The sequence below is a fragment of the Flavobacterium aureirubrum genome (assembly GCF_038739835.1).
Taxonomy (GTDB): Bacteria; Bacteroidota; Bacteroidia; order Flavobacteriales; family Flavobacteriaceae; genus Flavobacterium; species Flavobacterium aureirubrum.
In genome coordinates this window covers 1-23,909 of the sequence record NZ_JBCGDO010000001.1, presented here as the reverse complement: position 1 = coordinate 23,909, position 23,909 = coordinate 1, and the positions used below count along the sequence as shown (strand labels likewise).

19 protein-coding genes and 1 pseudogene are annotated in these 23,909 nt (G+C 33.5%); 16 read left to right on the top strand and 4 right to left on the bottom strand.

Translation table 11 applies throughout. The annotated features are described in order from the left end of the window. Positions 1 to 9: 9 nt before the first annotated feature. The 7 genes and pseudogenes from WFZ85_RS00100 to WFZ85_RS00070 all read left to right on the top strand — a co-directional run. Positions 10 to 666: pseudogene (locus WFZ85_RS00100) on the top strand (superoxide dismutase); the annotation flags it as partial. A 450-nt stretch (positions 667 to 1,116) separates the two neighbouring features. Further along, positions 1,117 to 1,395, top strand: coding sequence for a YHS domain-containing protein (locus tag WFZ85_RS00095; protein ID WP_342694252.1), 279 nt, complete (start codon positions 1,117 to 1,119; stop codon positions 1,393 to 1,395). Between the two features lie 207 nt (positions 1,396 to 1,602). Beyond that, positions 1,603 to 3,264, top strand: coding sequence for a GEVED domain-containing protein (locus tag WFZ85_RS00090; RefSeq protein ID WP_342694251.1), 1,662 nt, complete (start codon positions 1,603 to 1,605; stop codon positions 3,262 to 3,264). Between the two features lie 160 nt (positions 3,265 to 3,424). Then, positions 3,425 to 4,912, top strand: a complete 1,488-nt coding sequence (locus tag WFZ85_RS00085) for a c-type cytochrome (RefSeq protein WP_342694250.1) — start codon at positions 3,425 to 3,427, stop codon at positions 4,910 to 4,912. Between the two features lie 6 nt (positions 4,913 to 4,918). Beyond that, positions 4,919 to 6,247: a cytochrome c gene (locus WFZ85_RS00080; RefSeq protein ID WP_342694249.1), complete on the top strand. Its 1,329-nt coding sequence runs from the start codon at positions 4,919 to 4,921 to the stop codon at positions 6,245 to 6,247. A gap of 94 nt (positions 6,248 to 6,341) precedes the next feature. Beyond that, positions 6,342 to 6,506, top strand: a complete 165-nt coding sequence (locus WFZ85_RS00075) for a hypothetical protein (protein ID WP_342694248.1) — start codon at positions 6,342 to 6,344, stop codon at positions 6,504 to 6,506. Between the two features lie 280 nt (positions 6,507 to 6,786). Further along, entirely contained in the window at positions 6,787 to 7,440 is a 654-nt protein-coding gene (locus tag WFZ85_RS00070; RefSeq protein ID WP_342694247.1) for an RteC domain-containing protein, read from the top strand. Here the strand turns inward: WFZ85_RS00070 and WFZ85_RS00065 are convergent. The 4 genes from WFZ85_RS00065 to WFZ85_RS00050 all read right to left on the bottom strand — a co-directional run bounded on the left by WFZ85_RS00065 (position 7,437) and on the right by WFZ85_RS00050 (position 12,553). Beyond that, on the bottom strand, positions 7,437 to 8,705 hold the full coding sequence (locus tag WFZ85_RS00065) for a T9SS type A sorting domain-containing protein (RefSeq protein ID WP_342694246.1): 1,269 nt from the start codon (positions 8,703 to 8,705) through the stop codon (positions 7,437 to 7,439). The two genes, WFZ85_RS00070 and WFZ85_RS00065, sit on opposite strands and share 4 nt — an antisense overlap. Positions 8,706 to 8,772: 67 nt before the next feature. Then, entirely contained in the window at positions 8,773 to 9,609 is an 837-nt protein-coding gene (locus tag WFZ85_RS00060; RefSeq protein WP_342694245.1) for a GEVED domain-containing protein, read from the bottom strand. 150 nt (positions 9,610 to 9,759) lie between these two features. Continuing rightward, on the bottom strand, positions 9,760 to 10,407 hold the full coding sequence (locus WFZ85_RS00055; RefSeq protein ID WP_287782704.1) for a response regulator transcription factor: 648 nt from the start codon (positions 10,405 to 10,407) through the stop codon (positions 9,760 to 9,762). A gap of 16 nt (positions 10,408 to 10,423) precedes the next feature. Next, complete coding sequence (locus tag WFZ85_RS00050) at positions 10,424 to 12,553, bottom strand: tetratricopeptide repeat-containing sensor histidine kinase (protein ID WP_342694244.1); 2,130 nt, start codon at positions 12,551 to 12,553, stop codon at positions 10,424 to 10,426. A gap of 277 nt (positions 12,554 to 12,830) precedes the next feature. Between WFZ85_RS00050 and WFZ85_RS00045 the strand changes: the two genes are divergently transcribed. The 9 genes from WFZ85_RS00045 to WFZ85_RS00005 all read left to right on the top strand — a co-directional run bounded on the left by WFZ85_RS00045 (position 12,831) and on the right by WFZ85_RS00005 (position 23,597). Continuing rightward, entirely contained in the window at positions 12,831 to 13,697 is an 867-nt protein-coding gene (locus WFZ85_RS00045) for an ABC transporter ATP-binding protein (protein ID WP_342694243.1), read from the top strand. Next, positions 13,694 to 15,256, top strand: a complete 1,563-nt coding sequence (locus WFZ85_RS00040; protein ID WP_342694242.1) for an ABC transporter permease — start codon at positions 13,694 to 13,696, stop codon at positions 15,254 to 15,256. The genes WFZ85_RS00045 and WFZ85_RS00040 overlap by 4 nt, the downstream gene beginning before the upstream one ends. A 399-nt stretch (positions 15,257 to 15,655) precedes the next feature. Continuing rightward, positions 15,656 to 16,513 carry a helix-turn-helix domain-containing protein gene (locus tag WFZ85_RS00035; protein WP_342694241.1) on the top strand — a complete coding sequence of 286 codons (858 nt, stop codon included), beginning with the start codon at positions 15,656 to 15,658 and terminating at the stop codon, positions 16,511 to 16,513. Between the two features lie 46 nt (positions 16,514 to 16,559). Further along, positions 16,560 to 18,920, top strand: coding sequence for an alpha/beta fold hydrolase (locus tag WFZ85_RS00030; RefSeq protein WP_342694240.1), 2,361 nt, complete (start codon positions 16,560 to 16,562; stop codon positions 18,918 to 18,920). A 19-nt stretch (positions 18,921 to 18,939) separates the two neighbouring features. Then, positions 18,940 to 19,353: a hypothetical protein gene (locus WFZ85_RS00025; RefSeq protein ID WP_342694239.1), complete on the top strand. Its 414-nt coding sequence runs from the start codon at positions 18,940 to 18,942 to the stop codon at positions 19,351 to 19,353. Positions 19,354 to 19,550: 197 nt separating this feature from the next. Beyond that, on the top strand, positions 19,551 to 21,386 hold the full coding sequence (locus tag WFZ85_RS00020; protein ID WP_342694238.1) for a M61 family metallopeptidase: 1,836 nt from the start codon (positions 19,551 to 19,553) through the stop codon (positions 21,384 to 21,386). Positions 21,387 to 21,717: 331 nt separating this feature from the next. Beyond that, positions 21,718 to 22,209 carry an arabinofuranosidase catalytic domain-containing protein gene (locus WFZ85_RS00015; RefSeq protein ID WP_342694237.1) on the top strand — a complete coding sequence of 164 codons (492 nt, stop codon included), beginning with the start codon at positions 21,718 to 21,720 and terminating at the stop codon, positions 22,207 to 22,209. 23 nt (positions 22,210 to 22,232) lie between these two features. Then, on the top strand, positions 22,233 to 22,463 hold the full coding sequence (locus WFZ85_RS00010) for a hypothetical protein (protein WP_342694236.1): 231 nt from the start codon (positions 22,233 to 22,235) through the stop codon (positions 22,461 to 22,463). 105 nt (positions 22,464 to 22,568) lie between these two features. Beyond that, entirely contained in the window at positions 22,569 to 23,597 is a 1,029-nt protein-coding gene (locus WFZ85_RS00005) for an FISUMP domain-containing protein (protein ID WP_342694235.1), read from the top strand. Positions 23,598 to 23,909 lie beyond the last annotated feature (312 nt).

The window sequence follows — 23,909 nt, the reverse complement described above, 5'->3', positions numbered from 1 at the left end:
TTTAAAACAATGAAAAAAAATCAAATTTTATCCGTTCTCTTATTAATCTGTGTTTCAGTATCAGCGCAGTTTACACAAAAGCCATTGCCATATAATTACAATGCTTTAGAACCATTTATTGATGCACAAACAATGGAAATCCATTACAGCAAACATCATGCAGCTTATGTGAAAAACTTAAATACTGCAGTCATTGGAACCGATGCTGAAAAAATGACTATTACAGAGATTTTTGCCAATATTTCTAAATTGAGTCCAGCTATAAGAAACAATGCAGGCGGACATTTTAACCACGAATTCTTTTGGTCAATTCTTACTCCAGAAAAAAACACAAAACCATCTGCCGATTTAGAAAAGGCAATTAAGGAAACTTTTGGAAGTGTAGAAGCATTAAAAGAAAAAGTGAATGCAGCTGCCACTTCTCGTTTTGGTTCGGGTTGGGTTTGGTTGTATGTAGGTCAAGAAGGAAAATTGGCCATTAGCACAACAGCAAATCAAGACAACCCATTGATGGATATAGTCGAAAACAAAGGAATGCCAATTTTAGGAATTGACGTTTGGGAACATGCCTATTATTTAAAATATCAGAACAAACGTAACGATTATTTAACTGCTATTTGGAATGTAATTAACTGGAACGAAGTAAGTAATTATTATAAAACAGCAACGATCAAAAAGAAAGGAAAATTTGATGATTGGCAAGCCTTGAAAGATTTTCATAAAGTAATGTCGCAAACTTTTCATCCCAGTGAAGAAGGCAACTTGCAACCAATTAAAGAACGTAGCGGAGAAATGGTTCAAAAAGCCGAGTTATTAGCAAAATCGATAATTCCTGCGGAGTTTAATTCAAAAGAAGTTGTGGCTGCTGTTAAGAAACTAGAAACCGATAGCAAAAAACTAGACAAATTAGTTAAAAGTAAAAAATCTGACAAGGAACTTACAGAAGCATTGTCAAAATTACATGATGTGTTTCATGAAATTATCGGATTATGTAGCAACGAAGACCATCATTAATAAAAAAATATAATATGAAATCGCCATAAACAAGTCGTTTGCTTGCAAACACCTATGAAAATAGCGATATATATATGCACCAATAACAAATAAAATTTACATATGAAAAAACTAATCTATATGTTGTTAATTGTAATTGCATTCAGTTGCAACAAAAAAGAAGCCAACGTAGTGAAAGAAACTACTAGCGTAATTGATCCTAAAAATCCACTGAACAAATTAAAATACGACAACAAAATCGATTTTTATTGTAAAATGGATATTACTAAATACGGTGTTAGCGATACCACACATTATAAAGGAAAACTTTATGGTTTCTGTGCTAAAATGTGTAAAGATGAGTTTTTGAAAAATCCTGAAATGTATTTAGCTAAAAAGTAAAATATAAGGATTGAAAAACGAAATAATTTAGTGTAAATAACAACAAGCAAAGCACTTATATAAGAACAAGCAGGAACGTTTTTCTAAACTTCCTGCTTATTTGTTTTAGATAAAAAAGTTGAAAAGAAATACATAAGGAGCGATTATCAAAACAAGCGTGGCTAATTAATAAGGTAATTTTGCAAAAAAAATAAAAATACAAACAAAATGAAAAAACTTTATTTTCTAACGCTCTTAATCTCCTCAATTAGTTTTGCTCAATATTCCGAATTTAATTGGAATACAAATGGTATAACCTTTGCTGGTGGAAATGGCCCAGGAAGCAGTACAAATCAATTAAATTTTCCTTACTCGGTTATAGTTGATACTAACAACAATCTATACATTACCGACACACAAAATCACCGAATTCAGAAATGGACAAGTGGAGAAACAGAGGGTGTTACAGTTGCTGGTGGTAATGGTGCTGGAGCAAATGCAAATCAACTAAATACACCAACTTGCGTTTGGGTTGACGAAAACCAAAACATTTATGTAATGGATTCATTCAATAATAGAATTCAAAAATGGGATGCTGGTGCAACTTCAGGAACAACGGTTGCTGGTGGAAATGGCGAAGGTGCTGCTCTAAACCAATTCAACAAACCAGGAGGATTTTATTTCAGAAACAATGCTTTTTATATTGTAGATGCAGGAAATAATCGAATTATAAAATGGATTTTAGGGGAAACATCTGGGACACAAGTTGCTGCTGGAACTTATGGAAGTGCTGCAGATCAATTAGCAAATCCAACAGTTAATGGAACTATTTATGTCGATGCAAATGAAAATCTATATGTAACTGATTACGTTAACAACAGAGTTCAAAAATTTGCACCTAGCAACATTAATGCAACAACAGTAGCTGGCGGAAATGGTTCAGGAACAAATCCAAATCAACTTAGAGCTCCTAATGGTATTTTTATGTTGCCTAATGGAAGAATGATGATTTCAGAATATACTGGAAGAAGAATAAACATGTGGGTTGAAGGAGAGTCAGAAGGAACAGTAGTAGCTGGTGGAAATGGTAACGGTAGTGCTTCAAATCAATTTAGAAGTCCAAGAGGAAACTTTATTTCTGCCAACGGAGATTTATATGTAACTGATATGGCAAATCATAGAATTCAAAAATTCACTAAAATTCCTTTTACACCTGTATGTAATAACAATCTTGGTGGTGGTTTAGAACCTTCCTTTGTAACGTTCAAAATCAACGGAACAACATTCGAACACAATACTTATACTGAACCAACAGAATATTATCATGCCTATCCACAAACAACAACACTAGAAGCTGGTCAAGCTTATGATATTTACACGTTCACCTCATCAGAAGCAGTTATAGGTTTATGGATGGATTACAACCAAAACAACATTTTTGAAGATACTGAATTTACACAACTAGTAAACAATATGAATTCTCAAAATACAACTAGTTTTACAGTTTCAAGTACTTCAAATTCGGGTTTGGTAAAAATGAGAATTCGCTCAAGAGCTTATGGAAGTACTTTTAATAGTTCAAATGCATGTACATCCTTTGGCTCTGGCGAAACAAGAGATTACATTTTTACAGTTAATAATAGTTTAGGTGTTAACGATAATTCTTTTGATACAAAAATAAAAGTTTATCCAAATCCAACCTCAGATTACATAAACATCGAATCTTTATCAGAAATTAAAAACGTAACTGTTTACAATATGATGGGACAAATGGTTTTAAATACAATTTCCAATAAAGTGGATATTTCTAATTTATCAAACGGTACTTTTATTCTTGAAGTCACTTCAATTGATGATCAAAAAAGCAAAAGAAAAATAATCAAAAAATAAAAACTTTAGTGTTGAAAATCGAAATTAAAAAGTGTAAATAGCAACAAACAAAGCATTTTTTTAAAACAAAGCAGGAACGTTTTTCAAAACATCCTGCTTTTTTGTTTTTAGTATTTAAAGTGTTAGTGACGGAAATTTGTAAAATAAAAATTGATTAATTATGGATTTCCCAATGTTTCATTTAGACTGGCTAAACGACCGCTTTTTAATTGCAGTTATAGCGATTTTACATGTTTTTATCAATCATGGTTTGGCTGTTGGCTTTATACCCTATATAACTTGGCTCGAACAAAAAGGTGTTTCTATGGCTTCTGCCAATCAAATTACAAATCTCGAATGGGACAACTTAGTGTATAAAAAAATGAAAGTTGCTTTTATTATCACCACTACAATAGGTGCGATGACAGGAGTTGGAATTTGGTTCTCTGTAGCTTTAGTAAGCCCTGCATCAATTGGTAGTTTAATTCGCGTTTTTTATTGGGCTTGGTTTATAGAATGGTTGGTTTTTGTTACTGAAGTTGTACTCATATTAATATATTTTCTAACATGGAAAAACTCAAATACATCTCTACAAGCAAAACTTCGTCATATTAATTTTGGTTGGTATTTGAGTATTTTCTCTTGGATAACCATGGCAATAATTGTTGCTATACTTGGTTTTATGATGGATCCAGGAAATTGGAATAATGAACAAACATTACTTAACGGTTTTACAAATCCTATTTATTTGCCTCAACTACTATTTAGAACGCCAACGGCTATGCTAGTAGCGGGAGTTTTTGGCATGTTACTTACAACAATTTTTGCAAAGCGAGGAACTGAAATGCGTGCAAAAGCAATCAAATTTGCTGGCCAATGGATTTTAGCTTGGATACCTTTAGTAATCATCGGAGCCATTTACTACTGGAATGTCATGCCATCAGCAATGAAAGAGAACATGGCTACCGCTATTGGTTCACAAGATTTTGCTGAATATTACAATTTACTAAAATATTTCATCATTGGTGCAGCTTCACTTTCAGTTGTTTTGGCTGGGTTTGCTTTATTAAAACCTAAAAAAATAAACTTCGCTTACGTGATTGTGCCTTGTTTATTTGTTTTCGGGTTTTTGGGGATTTTCGAGCGAGTTAGAGAATTTATTCGTAAACCTTATGTCATTGGAAATTATATGTATTCCAATTTATTGAGAGAAGAAGATTATCCACTATACAAAAGAGATGGAATTCTAAAATATGCAACGTACACCTCTGTAACCGAAATAACGGAAGAAAATAAAGTACAAGCTGGTAAAGATGTTTTTATGAATTTGTGCAGCCGTTGTCATACGGTAAATCCGCAAGGAGTAAATTCAATTGTATATGTTTTTGAGCGAATGTATGGTATTGGACAACCTTTAGACGAAGGTTCCATGAAGGCATACATACCAAACATGCATAATGGAAGAACATATATGCCACCTTATGCAGGAAACGAACAAGAACTTGATGCATTGGTTGCTTATTTTAAACAAATACAACAAACAGGTGAAAGTTTAGAAGGAGTTCAAACGGCTGGTGTTGAAGTAAACCCGCTAAACAATGCAGTTGAAGTTTCCAAAAGAAATGAAGCGAAGAAAATAGAAAATGACACCAAGCTAGCAAAAAACTAATACTCTATGTTATTACAAATTAATACCCCAGTTCCAAAAGATTTACCGTTAGATTTACCATTGCCAGAATGGCTTTTAGTAAGTCTGCTTGTTATTTCATTTTTATTACATATCATTTTTATCAACTTAATGGTTGGCGGAAGCATCATTACTCTTTGGGCTCAAATCAAAGGGTTAAAAAATAAAGAGTATGATGTTTTTGCTCATGAAATTGCCAAAACGATTACGGTAAATAAAAGTATTGCCGTTGTTATGGGCGTAGCACCCTTATTGAGTATCAATACACTTTACACTATTTACTTTTATTCGGCAAATGCACTAACAGGATTTGCTTGGATAATGATCATTCCTTTAGTCACTATTGCTTTTTTACTAACTTACTTACACAAATATACTTGGTCAACTTTTGAGCATAACAGAAAGTTGCATATTGGAATAATGGGGCTTGCTGTAGCAATATTTTTATTTATTCCACTTATTTTCTTAACAAATGTTAACTTAATGATGTTTCCCGAAAAATGGGGAACTGTGAAGGGATTTTTAAGTGCGCTGATGTTACCAAATGTTTTTCCTCGCTATTTTGAATTTTTAGGAGCTTGTCTAGCAATAACTGGAATTTTTATTGTGTGGTACAATGGAAGAAAATCATATCCAATTGAGGAAATTTATACCAATTTCACAAGAAATACAATCAAAAAAATAGGCTATTCCATAGCTACAGTTGGTTTAAGTTTACAAATTATTTTTGGAGTCATTGTATTATTTACATTACCTTCAAAAGGAATTAGTTATGCTGTTATTGCAGTCATGGCTGGTGCTGGACTACTGTTAGCTTATGCATTGTGGTACAGTTACAAAACAGTTGTTAGTGAAGGAAAATTTATCGATTTACATTTTAAAAAGATAACCATTGCAGTTTTGTGTTTTTTGTTTTTTTATGGCGGAAGTCGTCAAATGTACAGACATAATTCGTTAGAAAAACATCAAGAATTAGTAGCAGCTCACACCGCAGAATTTCAAAAATTAAGTAAAGAAGCTCGCGAACAATCTTTGGTTTTGCAACAACAAGAAGCCGCAACTCCTAAGACGGATGCGGATTTAGGAAAAGGTGTTTTCAATCAATATTGTGCGGCTTGTCATAAAAAAGATGTAAAATTAGTGGGTCCTCCAGTTACAGAGATGGCATCCATTTACCAATCCAACAAAGCTGATTTACAAAAATGGATTAAAGCACCCAGTAAAAAACGAGCTGATGCTCCACAAATGCCTGGTTTTCCACAATTGTCTCAAACAGAATTAGAGCAACTTTCAGAATACATTTTAAATATAAATTAATATGTCAAAAATATTTTACTTCATTCCAATAGCGATTTATTCAGTTTTTTTAGCAGTTATTTATTTAAATATTAACAATTAAAAATTTCATTAAATGACACAAGTTTTAGTAATTATGATTTTAAGTTTTGTCTTTTTTTCAATTTATTTTCTAATCAAAATAAAAAATATGAGCGTGAAATTAACAAAAAGTAAAGAACTTAACAACATTGATAATTCGTTAGAAATAGATTATCAATTTATTAAAGGTTTATATTAAAATTTCATCTAATCCGAAACAACTCTTGTCGTAATGAGTAAGCACAACTATAAGTGCTCGGATTAGCTGTATGAAATAGTTTGATGCTGCTGACACTCTAAAACTATTTCATTTTAATATAAGACGCCAAATTTTCAAGTAATAATAGTTAAAAAGTACACACAAATTTATTTTCTTTTGAATTTGGTTAGTTTGAAAGCCCTAATGTTTATATGCATCAAGGGCTTTTTTATTAAATAGAATGTTTGAAAACATAAATCTAATCAAGAAAATATCAAATTTGAAAAATAAAATAAACGTACTTCTTTCAGACCTTAACGAACAATTAAATTTTACAGATTTAGAAATAGATGATCCAATACAAAGAAGTGAAAGTGCTATCAACATAATTATAAATTCAATTGAAAAATTAAGAGCAATATTCGGAAAAGAAAAAAATATATCACAAGAAACTGAAATTGATTTCTTTAAAAATAAAAAGCCAAAATTCACTTCAAAATTAATCTATTACAATGCTATTTATAAAATTGAAACCAAAAAACCACATGGTGGAGAACGCATTTTAAAAAAATATCTCAATCATGAACTTGAAAAGTTAAAACGATATTTCGACAGCAATTTAGATTTTTATAGATACTATAGAACAGGAAGTAATTATTTGGATAGTAAATATTTCACTAGAGGAAAATTTGATATAAAATTAACGCTAGATAGTTTTTATTTTGAAGCAGACCACACATTTTCAACATCTCATGATTTTAAAGTGGCCAAGATTATGGCACACGATTTAATCCAAGTTTATATAGAAGATAAGCTGCTAATGTTAGAAAATAAAGAACCTAAAGAAAAATCACAAGTCAATCCCAAGGTGAAACAAACTTGGACAGGCTCTAAAGTCTCATTAATAGAGCTTTTGTATGCTTTTAATCGTTAAATTTTAATAAACTTATTCTTGTAGATTTTTTCATCTGAAACTACTTCAATTAAATAAACACCTGTAGTGAAATTTTCAACATTTATTTGATTGAAGCTTTGAGTTTCTTCAATAATTAGTTTTCCAAAAATATCATAGATTTTCAGGCTGTTTATTGTAAGGTCATTTGCCAGTTGGATATTTAGTGTTGCTTTTGTTGGATTCGGATAAATAAACAGATTTGCGTCATTGTTTGCTGGAATTTCAGTATTTAGTTGTGAGATAGTTACATTTTGGATCAAGTTTTTTTCTATTCCGCATTTGGATGCTCTTAATTTTACAGCAAAAGTACCTGAAGTTGCATACGTATGGGTTGGATTACTTTCAGTAGATGAGGTACTATCTCCAAAATCCCAAATATAGGATGATGCTCTTAAAGAAGTGTTGTTAAAGGTAACTTGTCCTCCCGAAATCGTAAAATTAAACTGAGGGACTGGATCATACGTGCCAACGCGCCATTCAGCTAGGTTGTTGTATACTACTAATTTAGTCGCATTTTTAATATTTTGAGCTACCGTAGCTGAAAGCGTGGAATTGAATGTAATAAGCGTAGGGTCTTTCCTATAGATTACGGTATAGAAAGCACATGCAGCTGCGTAAGTTCCTGCCACAGAGGGATGGCTTTCGTCGGCTTGATATAATTCAATTGAAGGGAAGTTTTGTCTAATATATCTCCAGACGGCTCCAACAGGTGAAACAATAGCATTGTTGTCTTGTGCCATCGTTCTATATCTTGCGTTTAGCAGATTATCCATTCCTAAATAGGTACAAACGTCGGGTAAGATAGGACAGTTTTGTGCGTCTCCATTTTTTCGTCCCCAAGTCATGTAAAATATAGTTTCAGTACATGGGTTTGCATTCAGTATAGCGTTATTCAAAGACTGCGCATAAGGGTAAACTTCTTGTTCAACTTGCCAATCTGGAAATGAAGGATACTGACTTTGCTCTTGTAAAACCACATAGTCCCAATTGCCAATTCCTATTTTTTGTAATGTAGTGGGATTGGTAGCATGATCCATAAATCGATATCCTCCGGGGGTATTACTATCAAAAATTAAATTATCTCCCACAGATGAAGCCACACTGGCAATCGTTTGGGGTAAATTATTTACAGAGGTATAACTATTTCCAATAAACAGCACTCTTTTTGTTTGGCTTTGCAATTGAGTGATTGAAAGCAATAAAAGCGCGACACTTAAAATTAAATTAGAAACATTTTTTTTCATTTTTTTTAAATTGAATTATAGCATAGATAAAGGGGCATTTTAATCTATTGGCGATAGATTTACTTTACTAATTTTTGATGAGCTTCTTTTTATAAATTCTACCTTCAGAGGCAACTTCAACAATGTACATACCATTTGATAAATTTTCAATGTCAACTTGGTTAGTATATTGATTTTTTTCAATAATAATTTTTCCAGAAAGGTCTACTATTTTAATAGATTCAATGATTAAGTTATTTTTAGACTCAATATTTACAACATTTTGTGAAGGATTAGGATAGATTGAAAACTGGTCTTGATTGAAATCGTCCAAAGATAGATTTGAAACAATGTTTATCGTATAATCCTCGGTTTCTCCTACGGCTAGTACTTCAGGGGTGCCATTTATGGTGACATTGGTGCATGGCGTAACAGGTCCATTTGGTCCGTTTGTCCCTGTATATAAGTCATCTACATATAGAAGAACTCTTAGCCTGGTTTGTCCGTTAGTTACTGTATTGGGAATGGTAACGTTGACAGTTGTGCCTGTGTTAAATGGGAAAATTGCATCCATGACAGTTTCACCAACATCATTAAAATCATTGTCTTTATTGAGATCTATAAAGGCTAGAACCCTGTGTGTAGCGTTATTATTATAATTCACAGTTAATGGTGTAGTATTTCCTTTAACAATATTTGGTATCGCAAGGTTATTGTAAAAAACATAAGCAGCTCCTGGCCATCTTGTATTACCTGAATTATTAGCAAGAGTACCGAAACTAACATTTGATATAAGTCGGTCGGGGAGGTTAAAGGGTGCGACATTTTTAAAGCCGGCAGCGCAATAAGGCGCAGGGTTCGTTGATTGTGCAAAACTTGTAATGCTGGTTAAGAACCCAAATGCTAAGAGTAAATTTTTTTTCATTTTTTATTTGTTAGTTAGTTTTTTGCGTTTTTTATTTCAAACAAACTGATGTTGAAATAGCATGTTCGAAATTACTTTTTAACTAACAAATAAAACATCCCCTTTTTGATGGGTTTTAAAAAAATCATATAAAAAAGGGATGGTAGAATTCTAATTGATGATTTCTAAATCTAGCGCTTTCTTAACAAGACTAGTTATCTTATCTACATTAAACTTATAAAAAAGTTTTTGTTTGTGACTTACTACTGTATGGTGACTTATAAACAGCGTATCTGCAATTTGGTTGATGGTTAATCCTTTTGCAATTAGCTCTAAAATTTCCTTTTCACGAGATGATAGTTTTGGTAAAATGGATTTCGTAGATGACTCATCTTCCTCTTCATTTGTAAAGATGAGTTTATTTTTAATCGCCTCGCTAAAAAAAAGATTTCCTTGAGCAACACTTGTTATTGCGCTAACTAACAATTCTTTATCAGCGTTTTTAAAAAGATAGCCATCAATCTTCATTTTAATCAATGCTTTAATAATTTGAGTTTCTTCGTGCATCGATACAATAAGGATTTTTATAGTTGGAAACTGTTTTTTTATAATTTGGCTTAACGCTATGCCATCCATTTCCGGCATACTGATATCACTAATTAAAACATCAATAGTTGCTAAATTGGGTTGATTTAATAACTCTTTTGCACTTGAGGCAGTGATTAGAATTTTGAAATTGTCTACATCCTTTAAAATTGAAGATAGCCCCTCTAAAAAAAGGGAATGATCATCTACTATGGCAATGTTTATTTTCTTCATTTTCTTTCTTTACTAATCAACAAGGTATTGTGATATTAAATGCTGAGCCTCTACCAATAACGGAGTCTATAATAAGTTTTCCTCCTAATGCTTTTGTTCTAGCCTCTAGATTTCGCAATCCGATACCTAATTTTTTTTTCGAAGTGTCAAATCCAGCTCCATTATCTTCAATTACTAAATTTAACTCATGCTCAAATTTAGTTACGTTAATTTCGATTTTTGTTCCATTAGAATGAGCGATAGAATTTTTAAGCAATTCTTGGATCATTCTATAAACGGTTACTTGAATTTCTTCTGATAATAGGTTTATTTTATCTTCCTCTAAATATTCTAATGTAATTACAAAGCTGGTAGCCTCCTTGATGTCGTTGACTAAATTATTGATAACTTCAATAAAAATAGAATCTTTGAGTTGTGGAGTAATCAAGTTGTGGGATATGGATCGCACATCGTGATACAATATATCTACATTTTTTATAACTTTTTCTATTTGTTCATTTTTATCTTCTTCAGCAATTTTACTTAATTTTAGTTTAATAGCAGAGAGTGAACCTCCTATGCCATCGTGCAACTCAGAGGCAATCCTACTTCTCTCGTTTTCCTCCCCTTTGATGTAATTGCGCATCGATTTTACTTGTTCGTTTTTGATCAGTTCTACTGCTTTTTGCTGGTATAATTCTTCTGATTTTTGGGCGAGAACTTTACTAATTTTGGCTCTTTTTTTGTAGTTGAGAACTGTTATTATAGATAATATAACTATCAATAATGAAAATCCTGCAATGCTGTTTCGTATTAATTTTTGTTTGTTTAATTCTTGTAGCGCAACGGCTCTTGCTTTGTCTTGTTTTGCTTTTGCAATTAATTCTTTCTTTTCAAATTCATAGTTCATTTCAGCTTTAACAATTTTTTCAGTATTTATTTTATTTTCGATGCTGTCTCTTGTGGTTATAAATTTTTTATAGTGATGTAGTGCCAACTGATGTAGTTTTTGCTTTTCATACAAAGTACTCAGCAATTGCTCACATGCCCAATAGGTATTAAATCTGCTAATTTCTTTTGCTAATTGAGAAGCGCTTGAGGCAAATTGAATGGCCATTTTGTCGTTATTTTTTTTCTCATAAATGGAAGCAATAGAGAGCTTTGTAATTGCAATAACTTCTTTTTTTTGAGTTTGTTCTCCAATTGTGAGCAATTCAAAAAAATATTGAAGTGCTAAATCATTATTACCCATTATTTGATGATAGATGCCTAATGAATTGTATAGCATCACTTGAGACCTTTTTAAATGATATTTTTCAACCAACACTTCTGCTTTTGTGAAAAACGCTAATGCTTTTGCAGTTTCATTTTGTTTTAGATAAATGTTTCCTGTGGCGATATAACTTCTAACATTAGCATCATAGTTTGTATTTGGTAGCGTAAAAACTTTTGAGTAATATTCTACTGCTTTTGAATATTTTTTTAAGTTAGAATAAACATCCCCCAAGCCAATGTATACTTCATGAAGATTTTTACTATCGATTTTTTCTTTAATCTTTAAAGACGATAAGAACCAATTTAATGCGGCTGTGTAGTTGTTTGTATTAAGCGATTGAATGCCTAAATTGTAGAAAGATCTTGCAATAAGATTTTTATTATTTATGATTTTGGCTAACCTTAGACCTTTTTTAGTATAAAAAGTTGACATATCATTATTACCAGTATTTGAATAATAAATGCTTAATCCACTGTATACGCTAATCAATTTTTCTTGAATTTTTTTTATTTCTTTTTTTGATTTTTCTTTTTGTAAGATCTTTTCTAAAATATTTTTAGCGTCAGTAGTAAATACATAAGCTTTTTTGTAGTCATTAAAATGCATGACAAAATACTTAGCTAAGACAATATCGGCATCTGCAATCTCTAATTGTAAGTTCTCTTTTTTTGCCTTATTTAATGCCTTTGTATAGTAAGCAAACGTTGAATCGGTATTACTTTTTTCAAATTCGGCACCGATGGCGATATAGAGTTTAGTGATTGATGTATCACTTGTCGTTTTTAGAGCAACACCTTTTAAACTATCTATTTTACTGGTTTGTGCGTAAAATGACGGTATGTTAAAAGCCAAAAAAAGTACTGTAAAAAAAAATTGTTTTGGGTACATCATATTTAGTTACTATTGTCTTTTATAATTCACTTTTTTTTTGAAATTGAGTTAATTGTTTTAAAAACAGTATAATATCAATTTTTTAGTTTATTTCTACCGGCAGAAAGTAGTTATTTAAACTAACAAAGCAAACCTTATTTTAGTATTCGATTGTTTCCAAATGTATAGAACAATAGGTTTTTTTAGTGACACAATTGTGTCATGTGGTTGCTAGTTGACTTTTTATTTTTGCTAGCATATATTTTCAGGAACTGATTTTAAATTAACCTCCTTTTTCATGCAACTCAAAATTAGTAATGTAACAAAGCAATACGCTAAAGATAAGTTTGGTTTGGTTGATTTTTCAATGACATTAGAAAATGGTATTGTAGGTTTGCTTGGATCCAATGGCGCTGGAAAATCGACACTCATGCGTATAATTGCCACTGTTTCAAATCCAACATCTGGAACAATAAAACTGAATGGCAAAGATATTTTAAAGTATCCGAACAGTATGCGTAAAGTGTTGGGTTACTTGCCACAAGATTTTGGTGTTTATCCTAACTTAACTGGGTATGAATTTTTGAAATATATAGCTGCCTTGAAGGGTATCGGTGGTAAAGGTTTACAAACAAAGGTTGTTCAACTCTTAGAAGGCGTAAATCTTATGGATGTTTCTAATAGACCTATTAGCACTTATTCAGGCGGAATGAAGCAGAGGCTTGGAATTGCACAAGTATTACTAAATGATCCTAAAGTTTTGATTTTTGATGAACCCACTGTTGGACTTGATCCAGTAGAGCGTGTTCGGTTTAGGAATCTTATTTCTCAGCTTTCTGATGAACGTATTGTTATTCTTTCCTCTCACATTTTAGCTGATATTGAAATGATTGCTGATGAGGTTGTCATAATGAAAAATGGATTACTAGTGCAAAAGGGTTTTCAGTCAGAAATTATTGATACCGTAAAAAATAAGGTCTTTGAACTGGAAGTTTCGAAAGATAATTTGCAGTCGTTTAAAGATAAGTTTTTAGTAATTAGTACAATACAGAAGAGAGAGGGAGTACTTGTACGAGTTGTATCAGACACCGTTTTAACTCATGCAATTTCATGTGAACCTACGCTTGAAGATGCTTTTCTATATTTGTCAAATTCGTACTTATGAGCCAAGTTTTTAGTATTGTACGTGCTGATTTCGTACAGCGTTTCAGGAGCAATACCTTCATGATTCTGACTTTAGTTAGTGTGGTTGCAGCATATAAATTTGTACCATTACCAGAAGATAATTATACCACTATACGAATAGGGGACTTTACCGGATTGAATAATGCGGCTTGGATAGGACATTCGACAGCGATATTGGCCAGCTTCTTTTTGTGGTTTATTGGTTTTTATGTAATTAATAATAGCATTAGACGTGATGTGGAAACTGGTGTGGGGCAAATTATTGCGAGCACTTCAGTCACTAATTTTCTCTATTTACTGGCGAAAGCATTAAGCCATTTTTTGTTACTTTTCTTTATAGTTGCAATCATTTTTTTTATGGGGTTGGGTCTTTCCTTGTTTAGGTTTGATACGTATCCTTTTGATTTTTTTCAGTTTGCAGCGCCTTATATTTTTACAACAATTCCAAGCATCTTTTTTTTATCTGCTCTTACCGTTTTTTTTGAAGTAAAATTTGGTCAAAGGACAAACTACATGAATTTAGTTTTCTTCATGGTATTTGTTGCAATGATAAGTGTCACTAATTTATTAACTGAAAGTTATCTTGATTGGATTGATCCATTAGGGATAAAATTCCTGGTGAATGAAATTCTTTCTGTGGTACCGCAGACTCTTCCTTCGGGTTCTACTGAAATTTCGGTTGGTATAAATTATAACGAACATTCAAATGTGAGGTATTTTCTATTTCATGGATCAGATTTAAGTTGTTACTATTACATCTCCCGACTTTTATGGATTTTTTTGGCTTTATTGTTGATTAAACTGAGTTCAATAATTTTTCATCGCTTCGATACAAAGTTTATTTCTTCAAAAAAAGTAAGTCGACATTCAACTAAAATTTCGAGAGTTGAATCGCATGCACGAAAGATATATTGGGATAAAATGATAAAATCCGAAATTGATTTTGGTATACTACCCTTAATTAAACTTGAGTTTCTAATGTTGATTAGAAAAGGTCCTATCCGATTTTGGATCCTAAATTTAGGTTGTTTTATAGGATTATTTATTTTACCTCTTGAAAGTGCATTGCATATAGGTCTGCCGCTTTTTTGGTATTTGCAGGTTAACCGGTGGGCTGATCTTTGTACAAAAGAGAGGGATTTTAGAACAGATGCTTTTATATACTGTACTTATAAACCATTACAACGGTTATTGGTGTCACAGATAATCGCAGCAATTTCTTTAGCTGTATTACTAGCTTTACCAATTCTGTTTAGGTTGGTTATTTCTATGCAGTTTTTAAAGGCCATTAATGTGGTATTAGCAGCTATTTTATTGGTTTCTTTTAGTGTTTTTACAGGTATATTTTTTGGAGGTAAGCGTTTTTTTGATTTTTCTTTTTTACTGATAACTTACGTACTAGTTTCGACAGGACTCAATACTAGTTTTATAATTCACGCAGTTAACCAACAACGATATATTTTTTTTCAGATAGTATTGATTCTCTTTTTTTTAATTGCATCTTTTTGGATTAGGAGTGTTAAGTTAAAACGAAATTAGAAACCTAGTTGTTAATTCTGTTGGTTTTGAAAATAATCTGATAGGTTATATTGAAGGTTAATAAGGATGTTAAATTTTATATACCAAGTTGAGACGTTCAAGGTGTAATATTTTTGGAGGTAAATGTTACTAGCTTAATTCTTAAATTATAATTGTAAACAATATAGGTTTGGCAATCTATTATTGTGATTAATAAAGTTATCTGATAAATGAAATATTAAACAGCCAATTGTATTCAACAAAGAAAGAGAATTCAATATTACTTAAAAGATCTTCGCCAGTATCCTATTACTACAATTGTATTATGCAGCAATTTTGTTTTTATAATCATGATTGGATATTGTAGAATTAGTCGTCGCTTAAGTTTACTTATACAAATAGAATGAAGGTTATTCGGAAATGAATCAAACTATATATAAAGACAACGAGGGAAATGCCGTTCGGTTTTCGAAAATTGCGAAAATTGAAGGTGAAATGCCCTTTACCGGATTAGGAATAAAGTATGTTTCATCAGGTGAAGAAACTTACTACGCGAATAATAAGAAATTCACTGTAAAAGAAGGAGAATATATAATCGGTAATGATTATACTTCATCGATAGTATGCATCAATCAAAAGCAGGCTGTTGAAGGTCTTTGCATAGATATTTCCGCTAAGATTATCTCTGATGTTGCTGAATTTCATGACTTGAATGAAACGGATTTAATTGAGTTTTTGCTCTCTGATCAATTCTTGGTCAATCGCTACCATATTAAGAGTACTTTTCTCGGGCCTAGACTAAATGAAGTCAGTCAAAAAATTAAAATGGGAACATGTATTAACGAATTTCAGCAGAACGAATTGTTTTATACCCTTGCAGAATCTATCATTTCAGATCAGCGTTTTGTATTTGATCATTTGAATAAGTTGGATTTTAAAAAGACTATAACTAACAAAGAAGTTGTGAGAACAGTTTTAGATGCTAAATCATTTATCGATCAACATATAACTGAGAATTTTTCTTTGGAAGTTATTACTTCGCAGATTGGAATTTCAAAATATCATTTTATTCGAGTGTTTAAAGCAGCTTTTGGCATTTCTCCATATCAATATCAAAAGTGGAAACGACTTGAGCTCGCCAAATTGGATTTATTGAGAGGAAATGAAATTTTGTTCACAGCAATAAGCTATGGCTTTGCCGATGTTCCAACTTTTTCCAAAGCATTCAAACAGCAATTCGGACAAACTCCTGGATTGATTAGAAAAAGCAACTTTTGACAATTTAGTCATAAAAACACCTGCTTTCTTTGCAGTAAAAAATCACATGTTTCGAAATTTTTTATTGCTTTTATTGGGTGTTATCTCTATGAATGTAAGTGCGCAACTTGAGCGCAAACCACTATTGGGTGCTCGAATTGAATACGTTTCTGAAAATGGTAATTCCGGCTGTAAAGTTTTACAAGTCATAAGAGGTACAAGCGTTGCCTTAAGGCTTCAAGAAAATGATCTTATTCTCAAGATTGGAAGCCAGAGTTTTCTGTCTGTAGATGAATTCATTACTCATTTTTTGGACTTCGAGCCAGAAAAAGAAATTCAACTTACCGTGTTACGAGGAAAGAAGAAACTCAATTTGAAAGGAAAAGTGATTGCCCGACCTTATGAGAAAGATGATAACTCCACGGTGATTTATGATGAAGTTTCATACAAATCAGGACAGCTTCGTATAATTATCAACAAGCCCTTCAATAAGAGTAAAATGCCTGCTATGTTGTTTATTCCGGGATATACATGTAATAGTATCGATGATTTGCCAAATAACCACCCCTATAAGCGTATAGTGGATGCTTATGTTGATGCCGGTTATGTGACACTCCGCGTTGAGAAAAGCGGATTAGGCGACAGCAAGGACACACCACCCTGCGAGTCCTGTGATTTATTGGATGAAGTTGAAAATTTTGAAGTCGCATTAAAAAAGTTAAAATCACTACCGTATGTTGATTCTAATCAAATAATTATTGTTGGTCATTCGATGGGGGGAATTATTGCACCTGCATTAAGTGCTAAGAATCAAGTAGCAGGTGTTGTTGTTTATGGTACTACGGCCAGATCATGGTTTGAATATCAGCTTGATATGTATCGAGTACAGAACGCTCTCGCAGGAATGAATCCAATAGAAGTTGAAAAATCAGTAATAGCTCAGTATGATTTGAATTATCGCTTCTATGTAAAAAAAGAAAAGCTGGAAGATATTGCTAAAGATCCTGCAGCAGATCGTATTTTAAGAACTACTTGGCAATACGATGGAAAAGGAAAAATTTATTCGAGGAATGCAGAGTACTGGAGACAAATTCAGGATTACCCTCATTTAGAAAATTGGAAAAATACTACTGCAAAAGTCTTGGTGCAATTTGGTGAATCTGATTTTGAAGCATTTTCTAAAGCAGATCATCAGCAAATTGTGAATACCGTTAATTTCTTCAACCCAGGTAATGCAACGTTAATGACTTATCCTTCAACGGATCATTATTTCGCAAAATCGGGTACAATGCAAGAAGCATACAACAAATTTTCAAATGGTCAGATTCAACAATTATTTGATGAATACAATCAAGAAGTAGGTCTTTCGGCAGTAAAATGGAGCAATGAAGTACTTTCCAAAAAAGATGTAACGACACTTCCCGAAAAAGGATGGAAAAAATTGAATACGGAACGCTATCCCGGCAAGCAAGACGATATCACTTTCATTAATGAAAAAGAAGGTTGGTATGTAAACGGTTACGGAAGCATTTATAACACAAAAAATGGCGGCGAAACCTGGGAAAAACAATTGGAAAAAAAAGGAACTTTTTTTAGAACCATTGCCTTTGTGGATAGTTTAGTTGGTTTTGCGGGTACGGTTGGAACAGATTATTTTCCTAATGTTACCGACTCCATTCCATTATATGGAACCAGAGATGGTGGCAAAACTTGGAAGCCGGTTGACTATAAAGGACCTTATGTTAAAGGACTTTGTGCCATTGATATTGTTAAAGAACAATACATTAATCACGGAAAAATAGACTATAAAATACATATTTATGCCGTAGGTCGTGTAGGTTCTCCTGCTAATATGATGGTATCACACGATGGTGGTGCCACTTGGACATCCATTAGCATGAACAACGACTGTAAAATGCTCTTTGATATCAAAATGTTTGATAAAAACAACGGATTTGTTTGTGCTGCCTCAGATGAAGATATGGAAAAATCCAACGCCTTAATTTTAAAAACCAGCGATGGCGGAAAAACCTGGAAAAAGGTGTATCAATCCAATCGTCCATTTGAAGGTACTTGGAAGGCCTCTTTTCCAACAATGGAGGTTGGCTATGTAACTATACAATCCTATAATCCCGATCCCAACGTAAAACAACAACGCATTGCCAAAACAACTGATGGCGGTGAAACTTGGAATGAAATCAACTTAGTGGAAGATGCTGGAGCAAGAGAATTTGGTATTGGTTTTATAGACGAAAACCACGGCTTTGTAGGCACCATGAATACAGGCTACGAAACCAAAGACGGTGGAAAAACTTGGACTAAGGTCAATTTAGGAATGGCTTGCAATAAAATCAGAATTTACAAAGATGCTAATGGAAAAGTTTATGGTTATGCCATCGGTGTTGATGTATTGAAGGGAGAATTTTAAAGTTTACAAAAAAAAAATCATGAAAAAAACAATTTATTCGCTAGTACTACTTTGCTCGATTATGAGTTCTGTTAACGCGCAACAAAAAGAAAACAACAACAAGCAAGAAACTGTTAATGCCAAGTTAGCAGATTTTTCAATCAACAAATCTTCGACTGATGTTGAAATAAAACGAATTACTGAAATTTTAGAAAAGCAATATGAGATTCAGTTAAATACATCCAAAATAAAACGGAATTCGAATAATGAAATTACCGCTATAAAAATAGTTTACAAGTATAAGGATGGTAATGAAATAAGTATTTTAAAAAAAGGAGATGAGCCAATTGATGAAATATTTATTAATGAAGAAAAGGGAACTATTGTGTTTCATACAGAAACTACCCACAATCAGAAGAGTGCAACGGTGACTAGCACAAGCATCAGTTTTTAATTTTGAAGATACAAAAAAACCATCGCCCATAGAAAACTGGGCGATGGTTTATTTAGGAATGGCTTGCAATAAAATCAGAATTTACAAAGATGCCACTGGAAAAACCTATGGGTACGCAATTGGGGTGGATGTGTTGAAGGGTCAATTTTAAAGTTTACAGTAAAAAAAATAAACTACTAATCTTAGAAAAAAAAATTATGAAAAGATCAATTTATTCGCTAGTATTACTTTGCTCTATTATGAGTTCTGTAAATGCGCAACTAAAGAACACAAGTTCAAATGTAAAAGTGGCCATTGATTTGTTAAATGTTAAAGAGGATAAAGTTATAGTTACAGTATGCCCTCCGAAAATAACCTCAAACGTAGTCCTATATCAACTGCCAAAAATTGTACCAGGTACTTATTCAGCAGATAATTATGGTCAATTTATTGAGGGGTTTAGGGCTTTCGATGCTAAAGGGAACGAACTGAATGTTACTAAGAGCGATGTTAATTCATGGAAAATAGTAAATGCTAGAAAGCTCACAAAAATTACATATGCAGTAAACGATACTTACGATATTGAGAAAGGAGAAGGGCATGGAAAGGGAGATGTTTTTTCTCCAGCAGGCACTAATATTGAGGAGGGGAAAAACTTTATGGTGAACACGCATGGTTTTGTTGGATACTTTCCTGGTTTATTATCAACACCTTACCAAGTTACCATCACACACCCTGAGGCGTTATGGGGCGCAACATCAATGCAAGATACCGATGATAGCAAGACTAAAGATGTTTTTTACACATCGAGATATGCTGAACTTGTTGAAAATCCGATAATGTATTCAAAACCCAACTACAGTTCTTTTACTGTAAATGGAATGCAGATCCTTCTATCAGTCTATGCATCCAACGGAACAATAACTGCCGAAAGTATCTTGCCTGAAATTAAAGCTGTAATGACCGCTCAAAAAACATTTTTAGGCTCGTTTGATACGACAAAAAAGTACAGTATTTTGTTGTACTTGTGCGATATGAGTAAATCGGACGCAAGAGGTTTTGGAGCCTTGGAACATCCAACAGCAACTACAGTGGTTATGCCAGAAGTTATAGGCCGAGAACAACTGGTGGAAACTTTAAAGGATGTGATTTCTCATGAATTTTTCCATATCGTGACTCCCTTGACTATTCACTCTAAAGAGATTCAAGATTTTGATTTTAATAACCCTAAAATGTCTAAACATTTGTGGTTGTATGAGGGAGTTACGGAATATTTTGCGAACTTATTTCAAGTTAATCAAGGTTTGATTAGTGAAGATGCTTTTTACAAAAGACTCAATGATAAAATAGAACATGCCAAAGCCTATAATGATACTTTGCCTTTCACAATTATGAGTACTAATGTTTTGAAGGATCCTTATAAAGACCAGTATACAAATGTGTACGAAAAAGGGGCTTTAATTGCAATGTGTCTAGACCTCATTATAAGGGATAAAAGTAATGGTAAAAATGGTATTTTAGACTTAATGAAAAAGCTATCTGTTGCATACGGAAGTAAAAGAGCGTTTACTGATGACGAACTTTTTGATAAAATTACTGCGTTGACCTTTCCGGAAGTTGGCACTTTTCTAGCTAATTATGTGGCAGGTTCTAAATCTATTAATTATGATGATTATTTTGCTAGAGTAGGGGTAACTAGAACATCGGTTAAAGTACCTGAAGCTAAGTTTAGCTTAAGTCTTGATCAGAGTAAAAATGAAATAATGATTAACCCTAACAGTAAAACAACTGCGTTCATGAAAGCATTGGATTTGAGACCTGGTGATATTATAAAAGCATTTAATGGAATAAATTACGACACTACTACTATTTCTGAATTGTCAATAAAAAGTAAAGAGTGGAAAGATGGAGACGCCATTACCGTAAAGATAATACGAGAAGGAACAGAACAGCTATTAACCGGTAAGGTAGGGCTTTATTATGAGAATATTGAAGGCTATCAAGCAACAGATCTCACTAAAGAAACGCTAAAGAACGCTTGGTTAAAAGGATAGTGTAGTGGAACGATTGTTATTAAGACTGTAATTTAATTTATTCATTCTACACTTGTGCATTTATTGATTGAGAAATTACTGCCGTGAAATTAACTAGTGGTTTTAATTTTTGGGTTTTTAGTACTGACACATTTGTGTCAGGTAAGTTGTAAAATCATATTACAACTTTGCATATAATATATTTTAGTAAAGTAATGACTGTTAATTTAAAGAATTCAACAAGCATTTTACTTAAATAATAAGCCCCAAAACTTATGAAAAAACTATTACTAGGTATTTTGTAACACTCCCTATTTCTTAGACCAATTGGTTTGATTTTTAAGTTAAATTTTTGGTTCTGTTTTTATCAGGATTAAACTTTGGTTTGTATGCTCAAAACACGCTCAACAATGTTGGGATGACATCAGTGGCTTCCTCTGGAGGAGCTTATAGTTTAAGGAAATTAAGTAGCGCTTATGCCGGTAATGCCATATTGGTGCGCCGAAGCAGTGATAATACTACACAAAATATTGGTTTTACACCTGCTGGTTTGCTTGATGAAACTACGTTGTTGGCTTTCGTGGGTTCCGGCAATGGCTTTGTCCAGACTTGGTATGATCAGAGCGGGTTTAACCGACATGTTACACAAAGTACATTGGCAAGCCAACCCAGAATTGTCAATGCTGGGGTGATTGAGCGACAAAATGGAGTTCCGTCTGTTTATTTTACCGGTTCAAGTTTTTTAACCCATACTTCTTTCCAACTACTGGATTTACTGGTTTTTCTGCCAAAGTCAAAAACGTTCAGAAAATCACACCCAAAATCACACTTCTTAGTTTGTTGATGGTATTAAAAACTGTGTTTTTTTTGTTCACTCATAAAAAAGCAAAATTCTATGACATTAAACGCGCCAAAGTTGCACAACCGTATTGGTTTAAAGAGGATATTAATGTTTTGTTGGATTTACTGAACACAAACAAAATCAAAACTCAAGTAGAAACAATTCCCTTTACAGACTTAAAATCAATTCGCGCAAACCATAAAAAATTAACTATGGGTGGGGTGAAAGGTAGAATTTCAATCATTCACAATCAATAATAGAGAAAGCCGATTATTTATTGACTTTAGTCAACGAGAAGAAAAAAACAACTTCAGAAATTTATGTCATAATTTAAATTTGCAAACAACCAAAAACACCAACATATGAAACGCGAAAATCAAAAATCCAGAAATTCAATCTTTGTGCTTACCATTCTCGTGTCGGCAAACTACTCTACAGCTTTTTGCCAATCTTCTGAACATACTTGCGGTGCAGCTAATGTTCATAACAGTGCTTTGACTTATGGTCAGATATCTGATATAGACGGAAATTCATACAAAACTATAGTTATTGACGACAAAGTCTGGTTTGCTGAGAACCTGAAGGTGACACGCTTCCAGAACGGCGACGCGATACCCCAGGTGAGCGATTCGAATGCATGGAGCGCCCTAACCGGTCCGGGCATGTGTTCCTACCTGAACGACACCGCCTTTGATTGCCCTTACGGGAAGCTCTATAACCACCATGTGGCTCGCGACCCGCGCAACCCATGTCCTTCAGGATGGCGCGTTCCCTCCTTGACGGACCTATATGACCTCATCTTCTTTCTGGACCCCAATGCGAACGCCCAGCAGCCCGGCAATCAGCCCAACACAGCCGGTGGCCAGCTGAAGACCGCAGGGTTGGCGTACAACCAGTCGCCCAATTTCGGCGCCACGAACAGCAGCGGATTCTCAGCGATTCCTAATGGCGGCCGAAACCCTCAGGGGCAATTCTCCTTGAGCTACGATGCAGCGGCGGGTTACTGGTTATCCACAGAGGTGGGCCCTGGCATGGGCTTCTTCCTGGAACTGACCTATCCCCAAGTCTGGGCTGTGAGAAACTCCTACTTCTCCGGTTATGGCGTGTGCATCCGATGCGTCACAGATTTAAATACGCTCAATATAAACGAAACTCATATTCCTACATTTAATGTTTATCCAAATCCTGCCGGTGAGTACATAAAAATAAACTCAGATAAACTGATTATAGGCAAAGAGTATGTTATTAGCGACTTTACTGGGAGACAGTTGCTCAGAGGTAGAATTCTTTCAGAAGACATGACTGTATCAATTATTGAACTTCCAAGTGGAATGTATTTTCTAAGTTTTCCATCATCTAGTTTGAGCGCTTCTAAAATAATCAAAAGATAATTGACATTCATGGAATAGCCCATCCCATAACAGCACCTTGCCAAAAGCGGGGCGTTCGTGGTGGCAGAAACTTTTCAGCTCCGAATAAACATTAATCGTAGCTTGACAGATGGTGCTTCGAAAGCCCCGCCTTCGCAAAGCCGCAAAACGTGTGTGACTTGAACAACAATCAACAGATTGTTGGTGCTTTAAAACAGATGAGAGTAGGTCTCTCAATGGCGACTTTCAGGAGTAGCCATTAAACCACCTTATGCTGCGAGTTTTGGAAACAATCTGGTGGTGAGCGATAAGGAAAAACGGTAACAACGATTA